Annotated in this window: 17 protein-coding genes and 1 pseudogene; 14 read left to right on the top strand and 4 right to left on the bottom strand. The window is 61.7% G+C overall.

The window, feature by feature from the left end; translation table 11 throughout:
• Positions 1-443: 443 nt before the first annotated feature.
• A complete protein-coding gene (locus HYH07_RS13415) occupies positions 444-1013 on the bottom strand; it encodes a hypothetical protein (protein WP_220002934.1) in 570 nt (189 codons plus the stop codon).
• A 504-nt stretch (positions 1014-1517) separates the two neighbouring features.
• On the opposite strand from HYH07_RS13415, the gene HYH07_RS13410 reads away from it, so the two are divergent.
• From HYH07_RS13410 to HYH07_RS13395, 4 genes are all read left to right on the top strand, one after another.
• Positions 1518-2249 (top strand): TetR/AcrR family transcriptional regulator, encoded by a 732-nt coding sequence (locus HYH07_RS13410; protein ID WP_220002933.1) that lies wholly within the window; start codon positions 1518-1520, stop codon positions 2247-2249.
• A gap of 403 nt (positions 2250-2652) precedes the next feature.
• On the top strand, positions 2653-4134 hold the full coding sequence (locus HYH07_RS13405; RefSeq protein WP_220002932.1) for an NCS1 family nucleobase:cation symporter-1: 1482 nt from the start codon (positions 2653-2655) through the stop codon (positions 4132-4134).
• A gap of 208 nt (positions 4135-4342) precedes the next feature.
• Positions 4343-5248: an AraC family transcriptional regulator gene (locus tag HYH07_RS13400; protein ID WP_220002931.1), complete on the top strand. Its 906-nt coding sequence runs from the start codon at positions 4343-4345 to the stop codon at positions 5246-5248.
• A gap of 554 nt (positions 5249-5802) precedes the next feature.
• The gene (locus tag HYH07_RS13395) at positions 5803-6141 is read left to right on the top strand and encodes a hypothetical protein (protein WP_220002930.1); all 339 of its coding nucleotides are present in this window, start codon (positions 5803-5805) and stop codon (positions 6139-6141) included.
• Positions 6142-6219: 78 nt separating this feature from the next.
• Here HYH07_RS13395 and ftsH read toward each other — a convergent pair whose 3' ends face one another.
• Positions 6220-8022 (bottom strand): ATP-dependent zinc metalloprotease FtsH, encoded by a 1803-nt coding sequence (gene ftsH, locus HYH07_RS13390; protein ID WP_228749483.1) that lies wholly within the window; start codon positions 8020-8022, stop codon positions 6220-6222.
• Between the two features lie 243 nt (positions 8023-8265).
• Between ftsH and HYH07_RS13385 the strand changes: the two are divergent.
• The 3 genes and pseudogenes from HYH07_RS13385 to HYH07_RS13375 all read left to right on the top strand — a co-directional run.
• Positions 8266-8559 (top strand): annotated as a pseudogene (locus tag HYH07_RS13385) (TCP-1/cpn60 chaperonin family protein); the annotation flags it as partial.
• Complete coding sequence (locus HYH07_RS13380; RefSeq protein ID WP_228749481.1) at positions 8549-8716, top strand: molecular chaperone; 168 nt, start codon at positions 8549-8551, stop codon at positions 8714-8716. The pseudogene HYH07_RS13385 and the gene HYH07_RS13380, both read left to right, overlap by 11 nt.
• 284 nt (positions 8717-9000) lie before the next feature.
• Positions 9001-9435: a CBS domain-containing protein gene (locus tag HYH07_RS13375; RefSeq protein ID WP_228749479.1), complete on the top strand. Its 435-nt coding sequence runs from the start codon at positions 9001-9003 to the stop codon at positions 9433-9435.
• A 228-nt stretch (positions 9436-9663) separates the two neighbouring features.
• Here HYH07_RS13375 and HYH07_RS13370 read toward each other — a convergent pair whose 3' ends face one another.
• Positions 9664-10404: an aspartate/glutamate racemase family protein gene (locus HYH07_RS13370; RefSeq protein ID WP_220002927.1), complete on the bottom strand. Its 741-nt coding sequence runs from the start codon at positions 10402-10404 to the stop codon at positions 9664-9666.
• 298 nt (positions 10405-10702) lie between these two features.
• Here HYH07_RS13370 and HYH07_RS13365 point away from each other — a divergent pair, with 298 nt between their 5' ends.
• From HYH07_RS13365 to HYH07_RS13340, 6 genes are all read left to right on the top strand, one after another.
• Entirely contained in the window at positions 10703-11317 is a 615-nt protein-coding gene (locus tag HYH07_RS13365) for a GntR family transcriptional regulator (RefSeq protein WP_249781129.1), read from the top strand.
• A 2-nt stretch (positions 11318-11319) separates the two neighbouring features.
• Positions 11320-12069 carry an aspartate/glutamate racemase family protein gene (locus HYH07_RS13360; protein ID WP_220002925.1) on the top strand — a complete coding sequence of 250 codons (750 nt, stop codon included), beginning with the start codon at positions 11320-11322 and terminating at the stop codon, positions 12067-12069.
• Between the two features lie 107 nt (positions 12070-12176).
• Positions 12177-13271, top strand: coding sequence for an ABC transporter ATP-binding protein (locus HYH07_RS13355; RefSeq protein ID WP_220002924.1), 1095 nt, complete (start codon positions 12177-12179; stop codon positions 13269-13271).
• Between the two features lie 30 nt (positions 13272-13301).
• On the top strand, positions 13302-14348 hold the full coding sequence (locus HYH07_RS13350) for an ABC transporter substrate-binding protein (protein ID WP_057758582.1): 1047 nt from the start codon (positions 13302-13304) through the stop codon (positions 14346-14348).
• A 15-nt stretch (positions 14349-14363) separates the two neighbouring features.
• Positions 14364-15227, top strand: coding sequence for an ABC transporter permease (locus HYH07_RS13345; RefSeq protein ID WP_220002923.1), 864 nt, complete (start codon positions 14364-14366; stop codon positions 15225-15227).
• On the top strand, positions 15227-16042 hold the full coding sequence (locus tag HYH07_RS13340; protein WP_220002922.1) for an ABC transporter permease: 816 nt from the start codon (positions 15227-15229) through the stop codon (positions 16040-16042). Before HYH07_RS13345 ends, HYH07_RS13340 begins: the two co-directional genes overlap by 1 nt.
• On the opposite strand, the gene HYH07_RS13335 is transcribed toward HYH07_RS13340, so the two are convergent.
• Positions 16043-16378 carry a hydroxyisourate hydrolase gene (locus HYH07_RS13335; protein ID WP_220002921.1) on the bottom strand — a complete coding sequence of 112 codons (336 nt, stop codon included), beginning with the start codon at positions 16376-16378 and terminating at the stop codon, positions 16043-16045.
• A gap of 26 nt (positions 16379-16404) precedes the next feature.
• On the opposite strand from HYH07_RS13335, the gene HYH07_RS13330 reads away from it, so the two are divergent.
• Complete coding sequence (locus tag HYH07_RS13330; RefSeq protein WP_220002920.1) at positions 16405-17601, top strand: MFS transporter; 1197 nt, start codon at positions 16405-16407, stop codon at positions 17599-17601.
• Positions 17602-17611 lie beyond the last annotated feature (10 nt).

The raw sequence follows: 17611 nt of genomic DNA, 5'->3' as shown, positions 1-17611 counted from the left end.
TCGGACCGATCCCGAAGACCTCGACCGGCAAGATCCAGAAATTCCTGCTGCGCAATCTGGTCGACTCGGCGAAGGCGATCACGGCTTGAGCGACCATGAAACGGTTCCGAACACCGCCAGCGTGCTGAGACGTAGCACATCGCAGGCAGGCACCCCGCGTCGCGCTCCTCCCTCCACTGCCTGGAGCTCTCACGAGCTCCGGGCTCTCTTTTGGCAGGCAGCGAGCCATTCGGCGCGATGACGGCGATCGCGGCGTCAGTATCTTGGCGACACCCAGTGGCATCGGCGGCAGGTCAACGCACGGGGCGAGGCCCGCCAGGCGCTCGCGCCGGTCACTAATCAGCTGGCTCGGTTGTGGTTCAAATACGTGCGAGATATGCCACTCGGCAGAGACAAAGATCTCTTCACGACCGGCTGGTGCCCCAGCCCTGCACGCCGCGCGATCAGAAAGATGATCGGAGCAGACTGGTATCGCTCGAGACGCGATTTTTCTCCTCGATCGTCCTGCCCTCCACCGTTGGCGCAAGATCTGCGACAGTCCCCTCCAGGATCGTGGTCACCTCCAACAGTGAGATCACCAGGCGTGGCATCCGCCGGAGTTTCTCTTCAACGGCAACCGCGCGGAGATCGTTCATCGACTGCCCACCGAGCAGGCGCCACCCCCCAAAGGCGATCTCACGGACATTGCCGGAGAGGTGTCCCACTGACGACAACGACTGCTTTGCCTCGAGCAAGAGCTCGTCGGCCATGCGATCCATCACTTTGATCACGGCGATCGCGTCCCGCGCGACACTAGCGACACTAGCGACACTATCTCCATGGCCATTGTGCTTGCCGGATTTACCGAGGTCCTCCCAAAGCGCGATGGTCACAGATCGATTATGCAGTTCAGAAAGTCGTGCCACCAGCGTCGAGAATCGCGACCGAGCGGTTCTAACAAGTGCTTCCAGCAATGACAGGTTCGCCTGCATCGATGCCGATGCGGCCTTCGACCTGATAAGTGTGAAGGACAACATTTGCTCCAGAGGCCACCCTGCGATCACGGCAATACAACTCTAGATTACAGAGAAGCAACGCGCTTGAACGTCCTGAGCCACGATTGACCGATTCACGCCTCAAAAGCTGATCGTTCTAAAATTAGCCTGCTAGCATCTCGCCAGCCGATCGCCTGCGCCGCAGCGGATTGACGGCCTGGCAACTTCGGACCGCAAGAGACATCATATGCACCAATCTCGATGGTGAGGTTTCTCTCGCACGCATCGCCAGCGAATGGGGTCTATCGGCAGCGCATTTTGCCCACGCTTTCAAAGTCAGCACGGGACACCGCCACATGTGGGCTGCGCCAGCAGACGAACTGTCACTGCCCTGCCTTCGAAAGCCATTTAATCCTATCATCGCCCGGCCTAACCGCTTGAAAATACTGGATAGGAAGAGCACCTTGCGCATGAATCGCCTATCGCGATCCAAGCATTTCCGTTCAGCCCTCCTCGCGGAGGCAACGCTCCCAATGAGGCCATATGGCTGCTCCGTCTGCCGACAAGCTCAAGCTTTTTCGTATCCGCCGCGCGCCAAAAGGCGGCCGCAAGGCTGCCGCGCCGGGCCCTGACGTCGAAGAAAAGATCCTTGATGCGGCGGAGTTTGTATTTGGGCATTTCGGCTTCCGGGGGGCGACGACTGCTCTGATTGCCAAAAAGGCATCGATCGCAAAACCCCACATCTATTACTATTTCGAGGACAAGGAGGATCTCTACCGCGCCGTGCTCGAACGCGCGATGAATATGTGGGCGCGGGATATGGACAGTCTGGATATGACGTCCGACATCCAGACCATTCTCATTCGGTACATCCACAAAAAACTCGATTTCTCGCGAGATCACCCTCATCTGTCGCGCATCTATGCAAACGAAATCATCAGCGGCGCACAATTCATCGGCAGCTTCATCGAGAAGGTCTCAACTCCATTGCTGCTCGACAAGGTCGCGACGTTGGAGCAATGGGCGGCGAGCGGGTCCATTCGCGCGATCAGCGCAGTGGATCTCTTCTTCTGCATCTGGGCAATGACGCAGGCTTATGCCGATTTCTCGAGCCAAATGATCATCATGAAAGGCAAGCGGCAGCTGGAGGATGCGGACTTCGATTCCGCAAAAGCGACCATCGTCCAACTCGTTCTTGGCGGCCTCGGGCTTGAGGAGAGCGACAAGCCGACGAACCAGTTCCCCGAGCGGGCCACGGCAAAGCCGGGCAGCTAAGGCACGATGAAATCTGGATGAATCGTCATCGCGCTTTCGGTTGTTGTCTGCGCACCAGATCCACGCAAGCGCATTCGGCGTTTGTCGCGAAGGAAGATTGCTTCGCACCTTTCGGGACCATGCTTTAGGCCCTTCATCGGCCGCGCGCATCCCGACTCTTCAAGACTTTCCCTCGACAGATCAACGTCACTTTCGGCGCTCGCGGCCGGCCGGATACTCTACCTTTAGTTGTTCGCGCAGCTCGCGTCAAGGACAGCAGGCGGGCACGAAAACGTTATTGTAAAACTATTTTATCGAACGTAAAATTATTTTATCGATCGTTACAGAGATGGCATGTCGTTTGCTTCGATCCGATCGCCTCGCATGGTGCGGGCCTTCGTCAAACAAACATTGGAGAGAGGATATGACATCCAACAGCGGCGAGGTTCCCGCGCTGGTCATCATCGGTGCTCATCCCAAGCTCTATAATCACGACCTTGCTCCGACCGCGCCCGAGGGACGAACATGGGGAGTATTCAGCCTGTTCGCGATGTGGATGTCCGATGTCCACTCGGTTGGCGGCTATACCTTCGCCGCAAGCCTGTTTTTTCTCGGCTTGACCGGATGGCAGGTTCTTATCTCCATGACGATCGGGATCACGGCGGTCTACTTCCTAATGAACCTCATCGGCCGCCCTTCTCAACGATACGGCATCCCCTTCCCGGTCATGGCGCGCGTGTCGTTCGGGGTAATGGGCGCCAATCTCGCCGCCATCGTGCGAGGCGTCGTCGGCATCGTCTGGTACGGCGTACAGACCTACTTCGCCTCGAAGGCGGTCCAGGTCCTCATCATCACTTTGGCACCTTCGGCAGTCGATCTTACGCACAACAGCATTCTCGGCCTGTCGACCCTCGCCTGGTTCAGCTTTCTATTCATGTGGCTGTTCCAGCTCATCATTTTCCTGAGCGGCATGGAGCGCATCCGCCGTTTCATCGATTTCTGCGGACCGGTGGTCTACGTTGTCATGCTGGCCCTCGCGGTCTGGATGCTGTGGCAGACCGGCTTTTCGAGCCTGTCGCTTCAGCTCAGCCCGCCCGCGACATCGAACGCGGCAACGATTGGGGTGATGGCCAATGCCGCGATGCTGATTGTCGCCTACTTCTCGGCCCTCCTGCTCAATTTCGGTGACTTCGCCCGGTTCGCCAAGAGCGAGGACGCCATGAAGGCAGGAAACCTGCTCGGCTTGCCCGTCAACTTCCTGGTGTTTTCGATCATCACGGTGATCGTGACGGCCGGCACTCTGAACGTGTTCGGGGAAGCGATCATGGATCCAGTTCTGATCGTCGAGAAAATCGGCAATCCCATCGTCGTCATCGTGGGCTCGATCACGTTCATCGTTGCGACCATGGGCATCAACATCGTGGCGAACTTCGTTTCCCCCGCCTACGACATCTCCAACCTCAATCCAGAGCGCATCAACTTCAAGATGGGCGGCCTCATAACGTCTATCCTGTCGGTGCTTGTATGTCCCTGGCTGTTCGTGGCGAGCCCATCGGCCATCACCCTGTTCGTGAGCATCTTCGGCTCAACGCTCGGGCCGATGTTCGGCATCATGGTCGCCGACTACTACCTCGTGAAAAAGCAGATCGTCAGAGTGGATGACCTCTATACGATGTCGCCGAGCGGAGCATTCAACTACGACGGCGGCTGGAACTCCAAGGCGCTGATCGCGCTAGGACTATCCGGGGTTCTGTCAATTGGATTGTCTCTGTTGGGTGCCTATGGACTGATCTTCAACGTCGGAGACTGGGGATGGCTCATCGGAGCTTGTGTCGGAGGAACGATCTACCGAGCGCTATCGAAAGAGCAGGATTCGGTCCCCATCGTGGTCGGGGCAGGTGAATGACGGCCGTCTTCGCGGACCCACCGCCATGCCGGCGGCGTCCGGGAAAAAACCTCAGCATGCGCGTTCGACCGAACGCGCATGCAAGATTGAGACGAGTTCGTAATCAGCTTGTTTGCCTTTCGATCTGCGAGAAATACATCAATTCTGCCGAGGTGATCGGCTTCACAATGGAGATGCTGCCAAGCTCGAAACGCTCCGGGAGCGGACCATGATCAATGCTGGCCGCTATGGAGATCGCTTCGCAAGACTATTTCCCATGCTCCGGCAGCCGAACACTGGAACAGTCAAATCGCTACAGAAGGGAGCGTTCGCCGCCGTTCGGATAACATATTGCGGGGCGGTCGGTGATCCGACATTGCCATCCCCCGCCGACGAGGCTTTTGGGCTTTGCGTTCGGCTACAGCATCAGAGAGGCGAGATATGGGTGGACGGCCGGCACATGCGCAAGGGCGCCTTGAAGGACGAGACGACCGTCTACGATCTGCGATGCGAAACGATCATTCACTTTCATGACCCATTCGACTTCCTGTACCTCTATCTACGCCACAACGCGCTAAGTGAACTTGCGACCGAGCTTGACCTTGGTCGCTTTCAATATGACGTCGTAGCCGGTGCGAACCTCCTCGACCCTGTCCTGGCACATTTGGGCCGCTGCCTGCTACCGGCCTTGGAGAGACCTCAAGAGGCAAACGAGCTGTTCATCGGCTATGTTTCGATGGCTCTTAATACTCATTTCCTCCGCAAATACACGATCAGTCGACCTGGCAAGCGCCCTTGCCGCAGCGGATTGGCGCCATGGCAGCTTCGGACCGCGAAGGCACTAATCCGCGCGAATCTGGACGGCAAAATGTCACTGGCACGGATCGCGTGCGAATGTGGCTTGTCTGCTGCCCACTTTGCGCGCGCTTTCAGGATTAGCATGGGGGCACCACCGCACCGATGGCTGATGAATCAACGTATCGAGCAAAGCAAGGCCTTGCTGCTGGGCTCGACGTTGTCGCTGACGGAAATTGCAATCAAATGCGGCTTCGCCGACCAGAGTCACTTCACCAGATCCTTCTCAGCGGCGGTTGGCGCCACACCAGGCCGCTGGCGACTGATCCGGAAGACCTAAAGCGCGCGGCTATCCTGCGGCTGACGCGAAACGGATTGTCCAGTCCAACAAACAAAAAGGCCGCCGAGGGCTTCGGGGGATAGGTCTCGGCGGCGGCTTGGGGGCGTAACCGTGGGCTGGTTACACCAGAAGATATGATGCACCCCTCCCTGGCTTGGCTTGATCGGGATCAAACGAGATCTCGAGGATCATCTCCTCCGGACATCGCGCGACAATTCGCCTGTCGCCAAATTGATCAAATGAATCCGCGCACAAGCCGGGCAATGCACGACCACGACCGCCTCGGCAGGCGTCCCTGAGGCAGGCTCGCAGATAGGATGTTGAACGTTCATGCCCGTGTTGGGGCAGCGAAACAGGATGTTGGACATGGAAGCTCCGTGACACAGACCTGTCTCTCCCCTGCCCGAAGATCAACTCAGGAAAATCACCTAGGTGGCAGAAGCCGAAACCGCATCCTGGTACCGCCGTTCACTCCCCTCGATGCTCGATCCGTTTCGCCGACCCACCGTTAGTGGTAACATTTAACAGTTGCGCGCAGCGCGGGGGAGCAGACCATGCACAGGTACGTCGCCCGGGCAAACATCGACCACTACATAGAGATTTTGAAGGACATGAGCCTGACGACGCAGCGCCGAAGCACCACGATCGCACTGCTTACTGCTGAGCTGGACAAGCTCGGCGAGGACGGCGAGCATCTGGAGTTCGCGGAAACCAAGGTTTCAGGGAGCCGTCAACAGGTCGCACAAGCAGCCGCCCGCCGCGATTCTCTCGCCCTCGGCACATCGGAGCGCGAAGACGCGGAGAGATACCTGATCCACCTTGAGAATGTTCATACGGTACTGGATGATTTCTGCCACCGCCTTCGTCACAGAATCCGATCGGGTCCCGCTTGAGCGCAGACGGAGGGTCGCGCAGGTAACGCGACACCAGGCTGCGAACCCTTGAGGAGGAGATGGTCGGGTCGGTTGCGATCAGGCAGCGATGGACTTGTTCGTTTCGACGCTCTTGCCGAGCAGTGGTGTAAACTGCTCCGCAGTGACGGTTTCGTTTGCAATCAACAGTTCAACTCCGCCGTCAAGGTCGGCACGGCGTCGCTGCAGGATATCGCGGGCACGCCGATCACCCTCCTCGATCAGATTGCGCACGGCAAGATCAATCTCGCGGCCGGTGGCTTCGGCAGCAGTCACGACCGTATCCTGGGCCGCGAGAAATGCCTGGGGCTTCGGGGCATAGGTGCGCTGCCCGACCGTCTCGTCCATGCCGTATTTGGTCACCATCTCAATGGCGACCTCGGTCGCACGTTGGAGGTCGTCGGCAGCGCCGGTCGAAATCGCACCATCGAAAATCATGCGCTCGGACGCACGTCCACCCATCAGCACCGCGATCCGGTTCTTCAGCTCTTCGATCGTCAGCAGGAACCTGTCTTCGGTGGGGCGCTGAATGGTGTAGCCCAGCGCACCGATTCCGCGCGGGATGATCGATACTTTCTGCACCGGATCGACCCCCGGCAGGCTCGCAGCCACGAGAGCATGGCCCATCTCGTGATATGCGACCCTACGCCGCTCCTCCTTGCCGAGCACCCTGCTCTTCTTTTCCACTCCAGCGACGATCCGCTCGATCGCGGCGACGAAATCGGCGAAAGAGACCTCGCCAGCGCCCCGCCTGGTTGCAGCGATCGCGGCCTCGTTGACGAGATTGGCGAGATCAGCCCCCGTGAAGCCGGTTGTGAGGCCAGCCACCTTCTCCAGTTCAACTTGCTCAGCCATCCGGATCTTGCGGACGTGCACCCTGAGAATGGCAATGCGCCCCGTCTTGTCCGGCCGGTCGACGAGGACCTGCCGGTCGAACCGTCCTGCCCGCAACAGCGCGGGATCCAGGATTTCGGGACGGTTGGTCGCCGCCAACAGGATGACGCCGACGCTCGGATCGAAGCCGTCAAGCTCGGACAGGAGCTGGTTGAGGGTCTGCTCCTTCTCATCATGACTCGACAACGACAGCGGTCCGCGGCTGCGTCCAAGCGCGTCGAGTTCGTCGACGAAGATGATGCATGGGGCTGCCTTGCGGGCTTGCTCGAACAGGTCACGCACCCGCGCGGCGCCGACGCCGACGAACATTTCGACGAACTCGGAGCCCGAAATCGAGAAGAACGGAACGCCAGCCTCGCCGGCGACAGCGCGGGCCAGCAACGTCTTGCCGGTTCCGGGCGGTCCCACCAATAGAATGCCCTTCGGCACATGCGCACCCAGTCGGCCGTAGCTGCCGGGATCCCTTAGAAACGACACCACCTCCTGTAGCTCGAATTTCGCGTCATCGACCCCGGCAACGTCGGCGAAAGTCACCTTGATATCCTTCTCGACATAGACTTTGGCACGCGACTTACCAATCGCCATGAGTCCGCCGAACCCCTGCCGGCCAGTCATGCCGCGCCCGATCCAGTACCAGATCAAGAAGAACACGATGATCGGGAAGATCCAGGACAGCAGGCTTTGCAATGCGCCGCTCCCGGCAACACCAGTGACGCTCACGCCCTTCTGCGCCAGCTTGTCTGCCAGGACCATATCAACCCGCGCGGTGACGAACGCGGACTTTCCGCTGGGGAGTTGTTCCTTCAGTTTTCCCTGGATGCTATCGGGTCCCACGGAGACCTCTGCGATCTTTTCCTGGGCGAGCAGCTGCTCAAACTGGCTGTAAGGAATGGTCTCGATCGAATTATAGGTCGCGACAAGGAATTGCAGGGCGACGAGCAACATACTGCCTGCGAAGATGATGGCCATCGCGATGGTCTGCTTTCGCGACCCCTGACCTGCCTCCACCTGCTCCTCCCATCAACATCAGCTCACGTTCAATTGGTAGCTGGAGACGGCTGCGCCGGATTGATTCAGGTCAACTCGGTCACCAGACCGACGAAGACTGCGACATTGGCATGCCCCTGTTGACCAAGATCAATTGCCGCCAAGCCCGGTCGTACACACTGTTTGCTGAAATATCAGCAACGGCAGCACACCCGAGGCATTTCAATGGCACACAAACAAGTTCTGTTCCATTCGGCAGCTCGCGAGAAAGTGCTGCGCGGCGCTTCCCTCCTCGCGGATGCGGTGCGCGTTACACTCGGCCCGAAGTCAAAATCTGTTCTGATCCAGAAAGGATGGGGAGCGCCGATCGTCTGCAACGATGGTGTCACCATCGCAAAGGAGTTCGATCTCAAGGACGCCGAGGAGAATCTTGGCGCCCAGGTTCTTCGCCAGGCCGCCGAGAAAACGGGTGACGTCGTCGGAGACGGCACCAGTACCTCGACCATCCTTGCGCATTCTCGTTGAATCCGGCATTGTCGACCCGGTCAAAGTCGTACGGACCGCACTCGAAAACGCCGTCTCGGTGGCGAGCGTTCTGCTCCTGACGGAAGCGACGATGACGGAACTTCCGGAGCCGAAGCGCGAGCGCCTAGCCGAGCACGACATGGCCATGTAGGGCCGCCGCATCTCGGCTTACTTTTTCAGCGCCAGAAGTTCGACGATATGATCATCCGCAACTTACCTTCTCACCTGATCTCTAAAGCATCGCTGTAGGATTTTTGACGGAGATCAACCAGCGCGCGACCATCATGACTATTCTTTCCAGCGACCGATATGGTCAGCCTCTAAGGAGAAGATGATCATGGCAACCGAGACCAAACTCCCCGTCACCAAGACGTCCACCGCACCCGCAGCGGTCGGAGCGGGACCGAACGCTCTTCTTCCTGGTGGTTGCGCCTGTTGATCGGCGACGCCCAACTCGCGACCGACTACGTCAAGTCGCACGCGATCAGGGTGCAGGATATCATGACGCAGGATGTTGCGACCGCTGCGCCCGAGACGCCCTTGCATGAGATCGCGGTGCTTCTCGAAGAGCGAAAGATTAAACGCGTTCCCATCGTCAACAAGGAAGGACAGCTCGTCGGAATCGCCAGCCGGGCCAACTTGCTCCAGGCGATCGCAAGCGCCAGGCCGACGCTCGAGATATCGCTGCCAGATTCAGCCATCCGAAACAGGTTCTTCGAGGAAGTCAGAAAGCAACCGTGGGCTCATACGTTCAATTTGAATGCCACCGTGCGGAACGGTGTGATCGATATCTGGGGCTTCGCCCATCGCTCGCCGAACGTACGGCCGTTGGCGTTGTCGCAGAAGCGATCCCGGCCGTGGCGGCGGTGAACGACCATCTGCTGGAAACCCCCGCCTTCGTCTATTGACCTGCAGGACCAGTGATCAAACACGATCGCTCGGTCGGCGGCCCGGCGTCACGGGCCCCCGCCCTCAACGCGGTCGGAGATGATGACGATGCGACCGCCGCGAATTTCGACATCGGCGTGAAACTCATCGCTTGCTGTCACGATGGTCCGCCGCGAATGGCGAGGTCGGGCTGCGTTACAGATCTCTCCGTCACCTCATCATGGCGGATGTCTGGAATATGCGTCCCCACGACGCAAGCGCTGTGATGTCGCCGCCGGCGAGACCAAGGGTACGCCATAGCGTGACCGCGACGGAATCGAGGACGGCGATATCAAGCTCGCATTCGAGTGCGGGCGCAAGCGCCGCGCCGTCGAGATTGGTGCAGAGGACGACGGCGGCGTCGGCGCCCTGCGCCGCGACCGCGCGGACCATGTCGGCAATATCAGCGGGTGCGACCTCGCCGAAGGAAAAATTGTCACGCAAGCCGAGATGTCGTTCAGCATGCGGTGCGATGCCCTCCCCGGCCCAGACATTGCCGATCCGCCGCTGCACGTCGTCCGTATAGGGCGAGACGATCGCGACGCGTTTGGCGCCAAGCGCGCGGACAGCCTCGATACAGGCCAGCGTCGAAGTCGTCGCCGGCACGTTTGTGCGCGCCGTGATCGCCTTACATAGGCTCCTGTCCCTGTCGATGCCGAGCCAGCTTGCGGAGGTGCCATTCCAGGCGATGGCATCGACCTTGGCATCGGCAAGCAAATCCGCCGCAGGCAACATCACCGAAACATCGAACTGACTTAGCGCGGCAGCATCGAGCGCAATCTCGGTGACGCGAAAGCGCGAGAAATGCGCGGTGACGTCGGTTACATCGTGCAGCATCGCGCTCGTGACCGGCTCGAGCACCGAGTTGGAGGACGGCGTGATCATGCCGAGGCGCTTGCGCAAAACTGACATCGATCACGATCGCTCCGTTGTGGCGAAGCGCATCCGCGTTCGCTGCAAAGGATCATCCGCATCCCCTTGCGTTCGCGCAACCGGCAATTTGCATGCTGCATACAATTTGTTCGATAAGCACGTGTTTTGATCCACATACGTCTCCTATTTGAGCACCTGATTTGACAGGGAATGGCTAGGATCGGGCGCAACAGGAAGTCCCCGCGTGCAGCACAGATCCGATCCGAACCCGGGACGAAAGTCGCCCAAACTCAAGAGGATGGGCCTGCACGAGCGCGCTGCCGCGCGGATGCGGACGATGATCATTCGCGGTAAGCTCCCGCCGGGATCGCAGACCCAGGAAACAAAGCTGTCGAAGGAGCTTGGCGTGTCGCGCACTCCGCTGCGCGAGGCGATGAAAGTGCTCGCGGCTGAAGGACTGATCGAGCTTCGCCCCAATCGCAGCCCGCGCATCGCCGACATCGCAGTCGAGACTATCTCGGAGCTATTCGAAGCGCTCGCCGGCATCGAGCGGCTCGCGGCAGAGCTCGCCGCGGAGCGCGCCAGCGAACGCGATCTTGCCCGCCTGCGCACGCTCCAGACCCGCATGGAAGGTCATCATCGCAACGGCAAGCTCGACGATTATTTTGCGATCAACGGCGAGATACACAACACCATCGTCCGCATGGCCCGCAACACGCCGCTCCGTGAGGCGCACGAGACATTGATTTCCCGGGCCGAGCGCGCGCGCTATCTCGCGCTGGGCGCCGACAAGCGCTGGAGCAATTCGGTCGAAGAGCACGCCAATATTCTCGCCGCACTCGAAGTCCGGGACAGCGAGGCCGCAGGACGCCTGCTCGGCGCCCATGTCCGTCAGACCGGCATCGCATTGCTCGAGACTCTCGTTCCCAAAACCAAGCTGACGGCGGCCTGACCTTGAAGCTGCTGCTGCTCAACCCCAACACCAGCACCCCGGTCACGCAGTTGATGACCGAGGTCGGGCAGCGCGCAGCCGCCCCCGGCACCGAGCTCATCCCCTGCACCGCGGCCCGCGGCGTGCCCTATATTGCAACGCGCACCGAGGCGCAGATCGGCGGCACTATCGTGCTGGAAATGCTGGCCGAGCAGCATCGCACGGTCGACGCCGCTATCATCGCCGCCTTCGGCGATCCCGGCCTGTTCGCTGCGCGCGAGACGTTCGACATTCCCGTGATCGGTCTTGCGGAAGCCGCGATGCTGTCGGCCTGCATGGCTGGGCGCCGATTTGCAATCGTGACCTTCGCGCAAGCGCTCGGCCCCTGGTACGAGGAATGCGTGCGCGACCATGGCCTGCGAGAACGCTGCGCCAGCATCCGCATGCTCGACACGCCGTTTCAGGCCATCTCCGATGTCGGCGGCGAGAAGGAGGATGTGCTCGTCGAGCTGGCGCAGCGCGCCATCATCGAAGATGAGGCCGACGTTCTGATCTTTGCCGGCGCGCCGCTCTCCGGCCTTGCCGAGCGCGTGGCCGACAGGATCCCCGTTCCTGTGGTCGACCAGGTCGTCGCCGCCGTGAAGCAGGCCGAGGCGGTGGTAGCGCTGCGGCTGCGCAAGGCGACCGCAGGCACGTTCCGCCGGCCGGCCGCTAAACCGACCATCGGTCTTGCCGACGCGCTCGCCGCGCGGCTCGAGCGGCGCGATAGCTAGGGAGGCCCCGGCGGCGATGCGAGAAGTTCAATCCGTTTTCAATCGCCGAGCCGGCATTCCAAGGCCTGCGACTTGCTTTCTCTCTCGGCGAAACCGGAGGTACCATCATGGCTGAAACGCAAGGCGGCCGTTCGCTCGTCGTCGACGCGGTCACCCACCGCTATCCGAGCGGCGCGCTTGCGGTCGAGAACATTAATCTCGATATCAAGGGTGGCGAGATCATCGCGCTGCTCGGTCCGTCCGGCTGCGGCAAGACCACGTTGCTGCGCATCATCGCCGGCTTTATCGCGCAGACGCAGGGACGCATCATCATCGGCGATGACATCGTCGACGCGCTGCCGCCGAACAAGCGGGCCGTCGGCATTGTGTTCCAGAACTATGCGCTGTTCCCACACCTCTCGATCAGCGAGAACGTCGCCTATGGACTGGCCGCACGCGGCGTCGACAAGACATCGCGCCAGCGCGAGGCACAACGCCTCCTCGAGCTGGTGCAATTGCCGACCATGGCGGAGCGTCTGCCAAGACAGCTCTCCGGTGGCCAGCAGCAGCGCGTTGCCCTTGCCCGCGCGCTCGCGATCAAGCCGTCGATCCTGCTGCTGGACGAGCCCTTTGCCGCGCTCGACAAGAATCTGCGGCTGGACATGCAGATCGAGGTGAAGCGGCTGCAGCGCGTGTCCGGCATCACCACGCTGATCGTGACCCACGACCAGGAAGAGGCGCTGTCGATGGCTGACCGCGTCGCGGTGCTAAGCCACGGCAAGCTCGAGCAATTCGGCTCACCGTCCGATGTCTACGACCGGCCGCAGACCCTGTTCGTGAACACGTTTGTCGGCTCCACCAACCGCATGCCCGGTGTTGTGGTCTCCGCAGATCGCACGGCCGCAAAAGTGCGTCTCGACGCAGGCGCGGAGATCATCGCCCGGCCGGCGGCGGGCAGCCTCACCGAGGGCGGCCGCGTCACCGTCTGCATCCGGCCCGAGCATCTGCAGTTTGTCGGCGACGCGTCGGGGTTTGCCGGCGTGGTCGGCATGTCGCTGCCGCTAGGTGCTACCGTCGTCCACGAGGTCACCACTGCCGATGGCTCCGGCGTAAAGGTCTCCCAGGCGCGCATCGGCGAGACGCGCGCCCTGGAGAGCGGCGCGGCCGTGCGCCTCGCACCGCTCGCCCCCTCGCTCGCAAATGCCTTTCCGGCGACGCTTTAGTTCCAGTCATTGTCCACAACGGAGTTCGACATGATCCTCAACCGCCGCAGCCTGATGACCACCGCCCTCACCCTCGGAGCCATGAAGGCGTTTCCCGGACTGAGCTTCGCCCAGGCACGCCCGCTGGTATTTGCGACCTTTACCGGAAGCTGGGAAGAAGCGCACAAGGCCGTGCTGGTGCCGGCCTTCCGCAAGGCCAACGCCGATGCGGCGATCGTGCTCGACCCCATGCTTTCGGTCGACCAGATCGCGAAGATCAACGCGGCCAAGGCCAACCCGCCCATCGACGTCATGCTGCATGATCCCGGCCCGGCGCTCGTCGCGATCGGCCAGGACCTCGCCGAGCCCTATCCGGTCGAGAAGAGCGCCCATTACAAGGACCTGATCGCCGAGGCGCAGGAGCCGATGGGTCCCGCGCCGTTCTTCCAGGTGGTCGGCCTCACCTACAATCCCGAAGCGATCAAGACGCCGCCGACATCCTGGGCTGATCTCTGGAAGCCGGAATTCAAGGGGCGTGTCGGCATCACCAATCTCAACTCGACGCTCGGCACCGGCTGGCTGGTCGAGATCGCCAAGATGCGCGGCGGTTCGGAAGCCAATGTCGATCCGGGTTTCAAGGCGCTGGAGGAACTCAAGCCCAATCTCGCCGCGGTCGCCGCCAATCCCGGTGCGCTCGCGACCCTGTTCCAGCAGGGCCAGATCGACATATCGCCCGGCAATTTCAACGCCATCCAGATCCTGAAAGCGCGCGGGGTGCCGGTCGAGTTTGTCGCGCCGAAGGAAGGCGCCATCGCCTTCAAGACCACGATCCACATCGTCAAGAACTCGCCGAACCGTGAGCTGGCCTTCAAGCTGATCGAGGCGGCGCTGACGCCGGAGGTGCAGACCACGTTGATGAACCCGCCCTATCTGATCGTGCCGACCAATTCCAAGGTGACAATGGGCGGCGAGATCGCGCGCGTGCTGGCCAAGGACACCGCGGAGCTGAAGCAGAAATTCGTGTTCCAGGACTGGAAAAAGATCAACGAGCAGCGCTCGGCATGGATCGAGCGCTTCAACCGCGAGATCAAGATCTAGGACAGGCTCAAAACCATGGGCGCAGCTCCGGCACCACGGGACGTCACGTCCTACGGAATGGGATTGGCAGCGCCGCTGGCGCTGTTCTTCCTGCTGTTCTTCGTCGCGCCGCTGCTGCAATTGTTTTGGCTCTCGCTCCACAACGATACGGCCGGGCTCCATTGGGGGCTCGGCCAATACCTGCACTTCCTCACCGATCCCTTCAGCCTCGGCGTGCTCGGCTCGACGCTGCTGCTTGGGGCCGAGGTCACAGCGGTCTGCCTCCTGTTCGGCTTTCCCATCGCCTGGCTGTATCAGCGCGTTGGACCAAACCTGCAAACCATCATCATCCTGATCGTGCTGCTGCCGCTGCTCACCAGCGTCGTGGTCCGCACCTTCGCCTGGATCGTGATCCTGGGTCGCCAAGGCATCATCAACGCGACACTACAGTCCCTTGGGATCATCGATACGCCGCTCAAGCTGCTCTACACCCAGCTCGGCGTGGTGATCGCGCTGGCGCAGGTGCAGATGCCTCTGATGACGCTGCCGCTGATCACCGCACTTGGCCGGATCGACCCCAATCTCGATGATGCCTCCTGCTCGCTCGGCGCCGGCAGCTGGCGCACCTTCTTCAGGATCGTGCTGCCGCTGTCGCTGCCCGGCGTGATCGCCGGCTGCACTCTGACTTATGCCGCGGCCATCACTGCTTTCATCACCCAGTCGCTGATCGGCGGCGGCCAGATGCTGTTCATGCCGATGTATCTCTATCAGCAGGCCTCCACGCTCCAGAACTGGCCGTTTGCGGCAGCAATCTCGATCATCTTCCTGCTCGCCGTGCTCGCGGTCGTGTCCGTTTTTACCACGCTCGGCCGCCTGTCGCGCGGCTATGGAGGTGCCTGATGAGCGGGCGCAAACGCACTCTTGAGGCGCTCAGCTTCGAGCTCGTCATGATGGTCATCGCGGTCATCGCGCTTGCTATCATCATCGCGCCGTCGCTGGTGGTGCTGATCGTGTCCTTCACCAGCGGCTTCTCGCTCAAATTCCCGCCGCCGGGTTATTCGCTGCGCTGGTACGCGGAGTTGTGGAACGCCTGGCAGCTTCACTTCGCGGCCAAGAACAGCCTTGTCGTCGCGTTGTGGTCCACGGGCCTCTCCGTCATGCTCGGCGTCGCGGCGGCGCTCGCAATCTCGAGGTCGCGAACGCTATCGGTGCGGCTGCTCGATTCCCTCTTCATGTCGCCGCTGGTCTTGCCGGCGCTGGCCTTTGGTCTGGCGGCTCTGATGCTATTCTCGCTGGTCGGCCTGCCGGTGTCGCCGCTGACCCTGGTGATCGGCCACACCGTCGTCTGCGTACCCTATGTCGTGCGCAACACGGTCGCCGCACTTGCCCAGCTGGAGCCGACACTGCTGGAAAGCTCGGCGGTGCTGGGCGCGAGCCGGCTCTATACGTTCCGCCGAATCGTGCTGCCGCTGATCCGGCCCGGCATCATCGCCGGCGCCTTCATCGCCTTCATGTCGTCATTCGACAACGTGCCGGTCTCGCTGTTCCTGCGCGATGCCGCGACCGATATGCTGCCGATCCGGATGTGGCAGGACCTCGAGGGTAAGCTGGATGTGACCATTGCCGCGCTGTCGGGTGTGCTCATCATCGCCACCGTCGCGCTGGTCGCGGTGATGGAGCGCGTCACCGGCCTGTCGCGGCGGCTGACGAACTGATCAGGCGCCGCGGAATAGCGCAAAACCCCAGCGCGTGAATTTCAGCGGCAGATGAAAATGCTCGTTGATATCCTTGATACGGAAGCGAAATGGCGTCACGGTCAGGAAGCCCTCGCTGTCGCCAAAGAATTCGCCGAGATGAAACAGCACCTCGTACTCGCCCGCGGTCACGCCCGCGCCTTGTGCGACGGCATGATCGAATACGCCGTTGGACCCGAGCCGCCCGTCGGCGATACGCGCGGAGTCCGGATCGATCCGCCAGATCTCAACGCGCAGCCCTTGCGCGGGCCGTCCGCTTGCCACATCGACTGCGTGAATGGAAATACCGCCTGCCACCATGTCCCTCCCGTGAGCGCGGCGCCATGGTAGACGCAAACACACAGCTTCGGCCAGCGTCCGCGTTGCTGCCGGCCCTGGGCGCGATGACGTCGCTCCAGGCGCTGGTGGCGCTGGCCCTGTTTGCGCCGGGCGTGGTCGCGCCGCGCGCCCATATCGAGGTCTGGCAACTCTCGCTGTTCTCCTGCGCGGTTTTCACCATCGGCATTCCCGCCTCGTTCTGGGGTGGCGGCCTTATTGCCCGGATGGGCTCGCTCCGGATCGCAAGCCTCTGTGCGTTGGCGATCGTGATCAGCATGGCGCTGGCCGCGTTCGGCACGACGGCCGCCCTGCTCGCCGCAGGCCTCTGTCTCGGCCTCGCGTTCGGACCGGAGACGCCGGCCAGCGCAGCGCTGCTGGCGCGGCTCGTGACCACCGAACGCCGTGCCTTCGTGTTCTCGGTGCGCCAGACGGGCAACCAGATCGGCGCCGTCTGCGGCTCGCTGGTGCTGCCAGCGATCGCGGTCTCGCTGGGACCGGCCTGGTGCTATGCGGCGGTCGGCTCCTGCGCGCTGATTGCGATCCTGCTGTACGAGTGGTTGCAGCCGGCCTATGCCGGCAAGGCCACCCCGACGCCAGAACTCGATCTCCGCGCGCGGCTGGCGCTGGTCACGTCAGACCGGCGGATCGCGACGCTGGCGCTGGCCTCGATGCCTTTCAGCGCGATGCAGGTGTCGCTCAACACGGTCTTCGTCACGCTCGGCACGCGCGAGCTTGGCCTCAACCATATCGAGGCGGGCATGGCGCTGGCCTGCGCGCAGGCCAGCGGCCTCATCGGCCGTCTCGGCTGGGGCTATGTCGCGATGCGCCTCAACGCCTCCCGCGCGGTACTCGTCGTTATCGGCCTCGGCATGGCCTTCTGCGCCGCGCTGCTCGGCCTCGACGGCGCCTCGCTTGGCCGTACCGGACAGTTCGCCATTGCTGCCCTGTTCGGCCTCACGGCGTCGGGCTGGAACGGCGTTTTCGTTGCCGAGATTGCGCGCCTCGCCCCGCAGGACAGGGTCGGCGAGACCACTGGAGCGGTTCTGACCGCATCCTATGCGGGCCTGCTGGCCGCGCCGGCCGTGGTCTCGATCCTGGACGGCGCTGCCAGCCTCGGCGCGGCCTTCTTCGCCTTGGCGGGGCTTGCGCTGTGCGGCACATTGGCTCTGGTGTGGGGAGACCACGGCAAAGCAGGTCAATAGCGCGCGCCAC

The sequence above is a fragment of the Bradyrhizobium sp. BR 10261 genome (assembly GCF_019455395.1).
GTDB lineage: Bacteria > Pseudomonadota > Alphaproteobacteria > Rhizobiales > Xanthobacteraceae > Bradyrhizobium > Bradyrhizobium manausense.
This window is presented reverse-complemented; position numbering and strand designations above follow the sequence as displayed.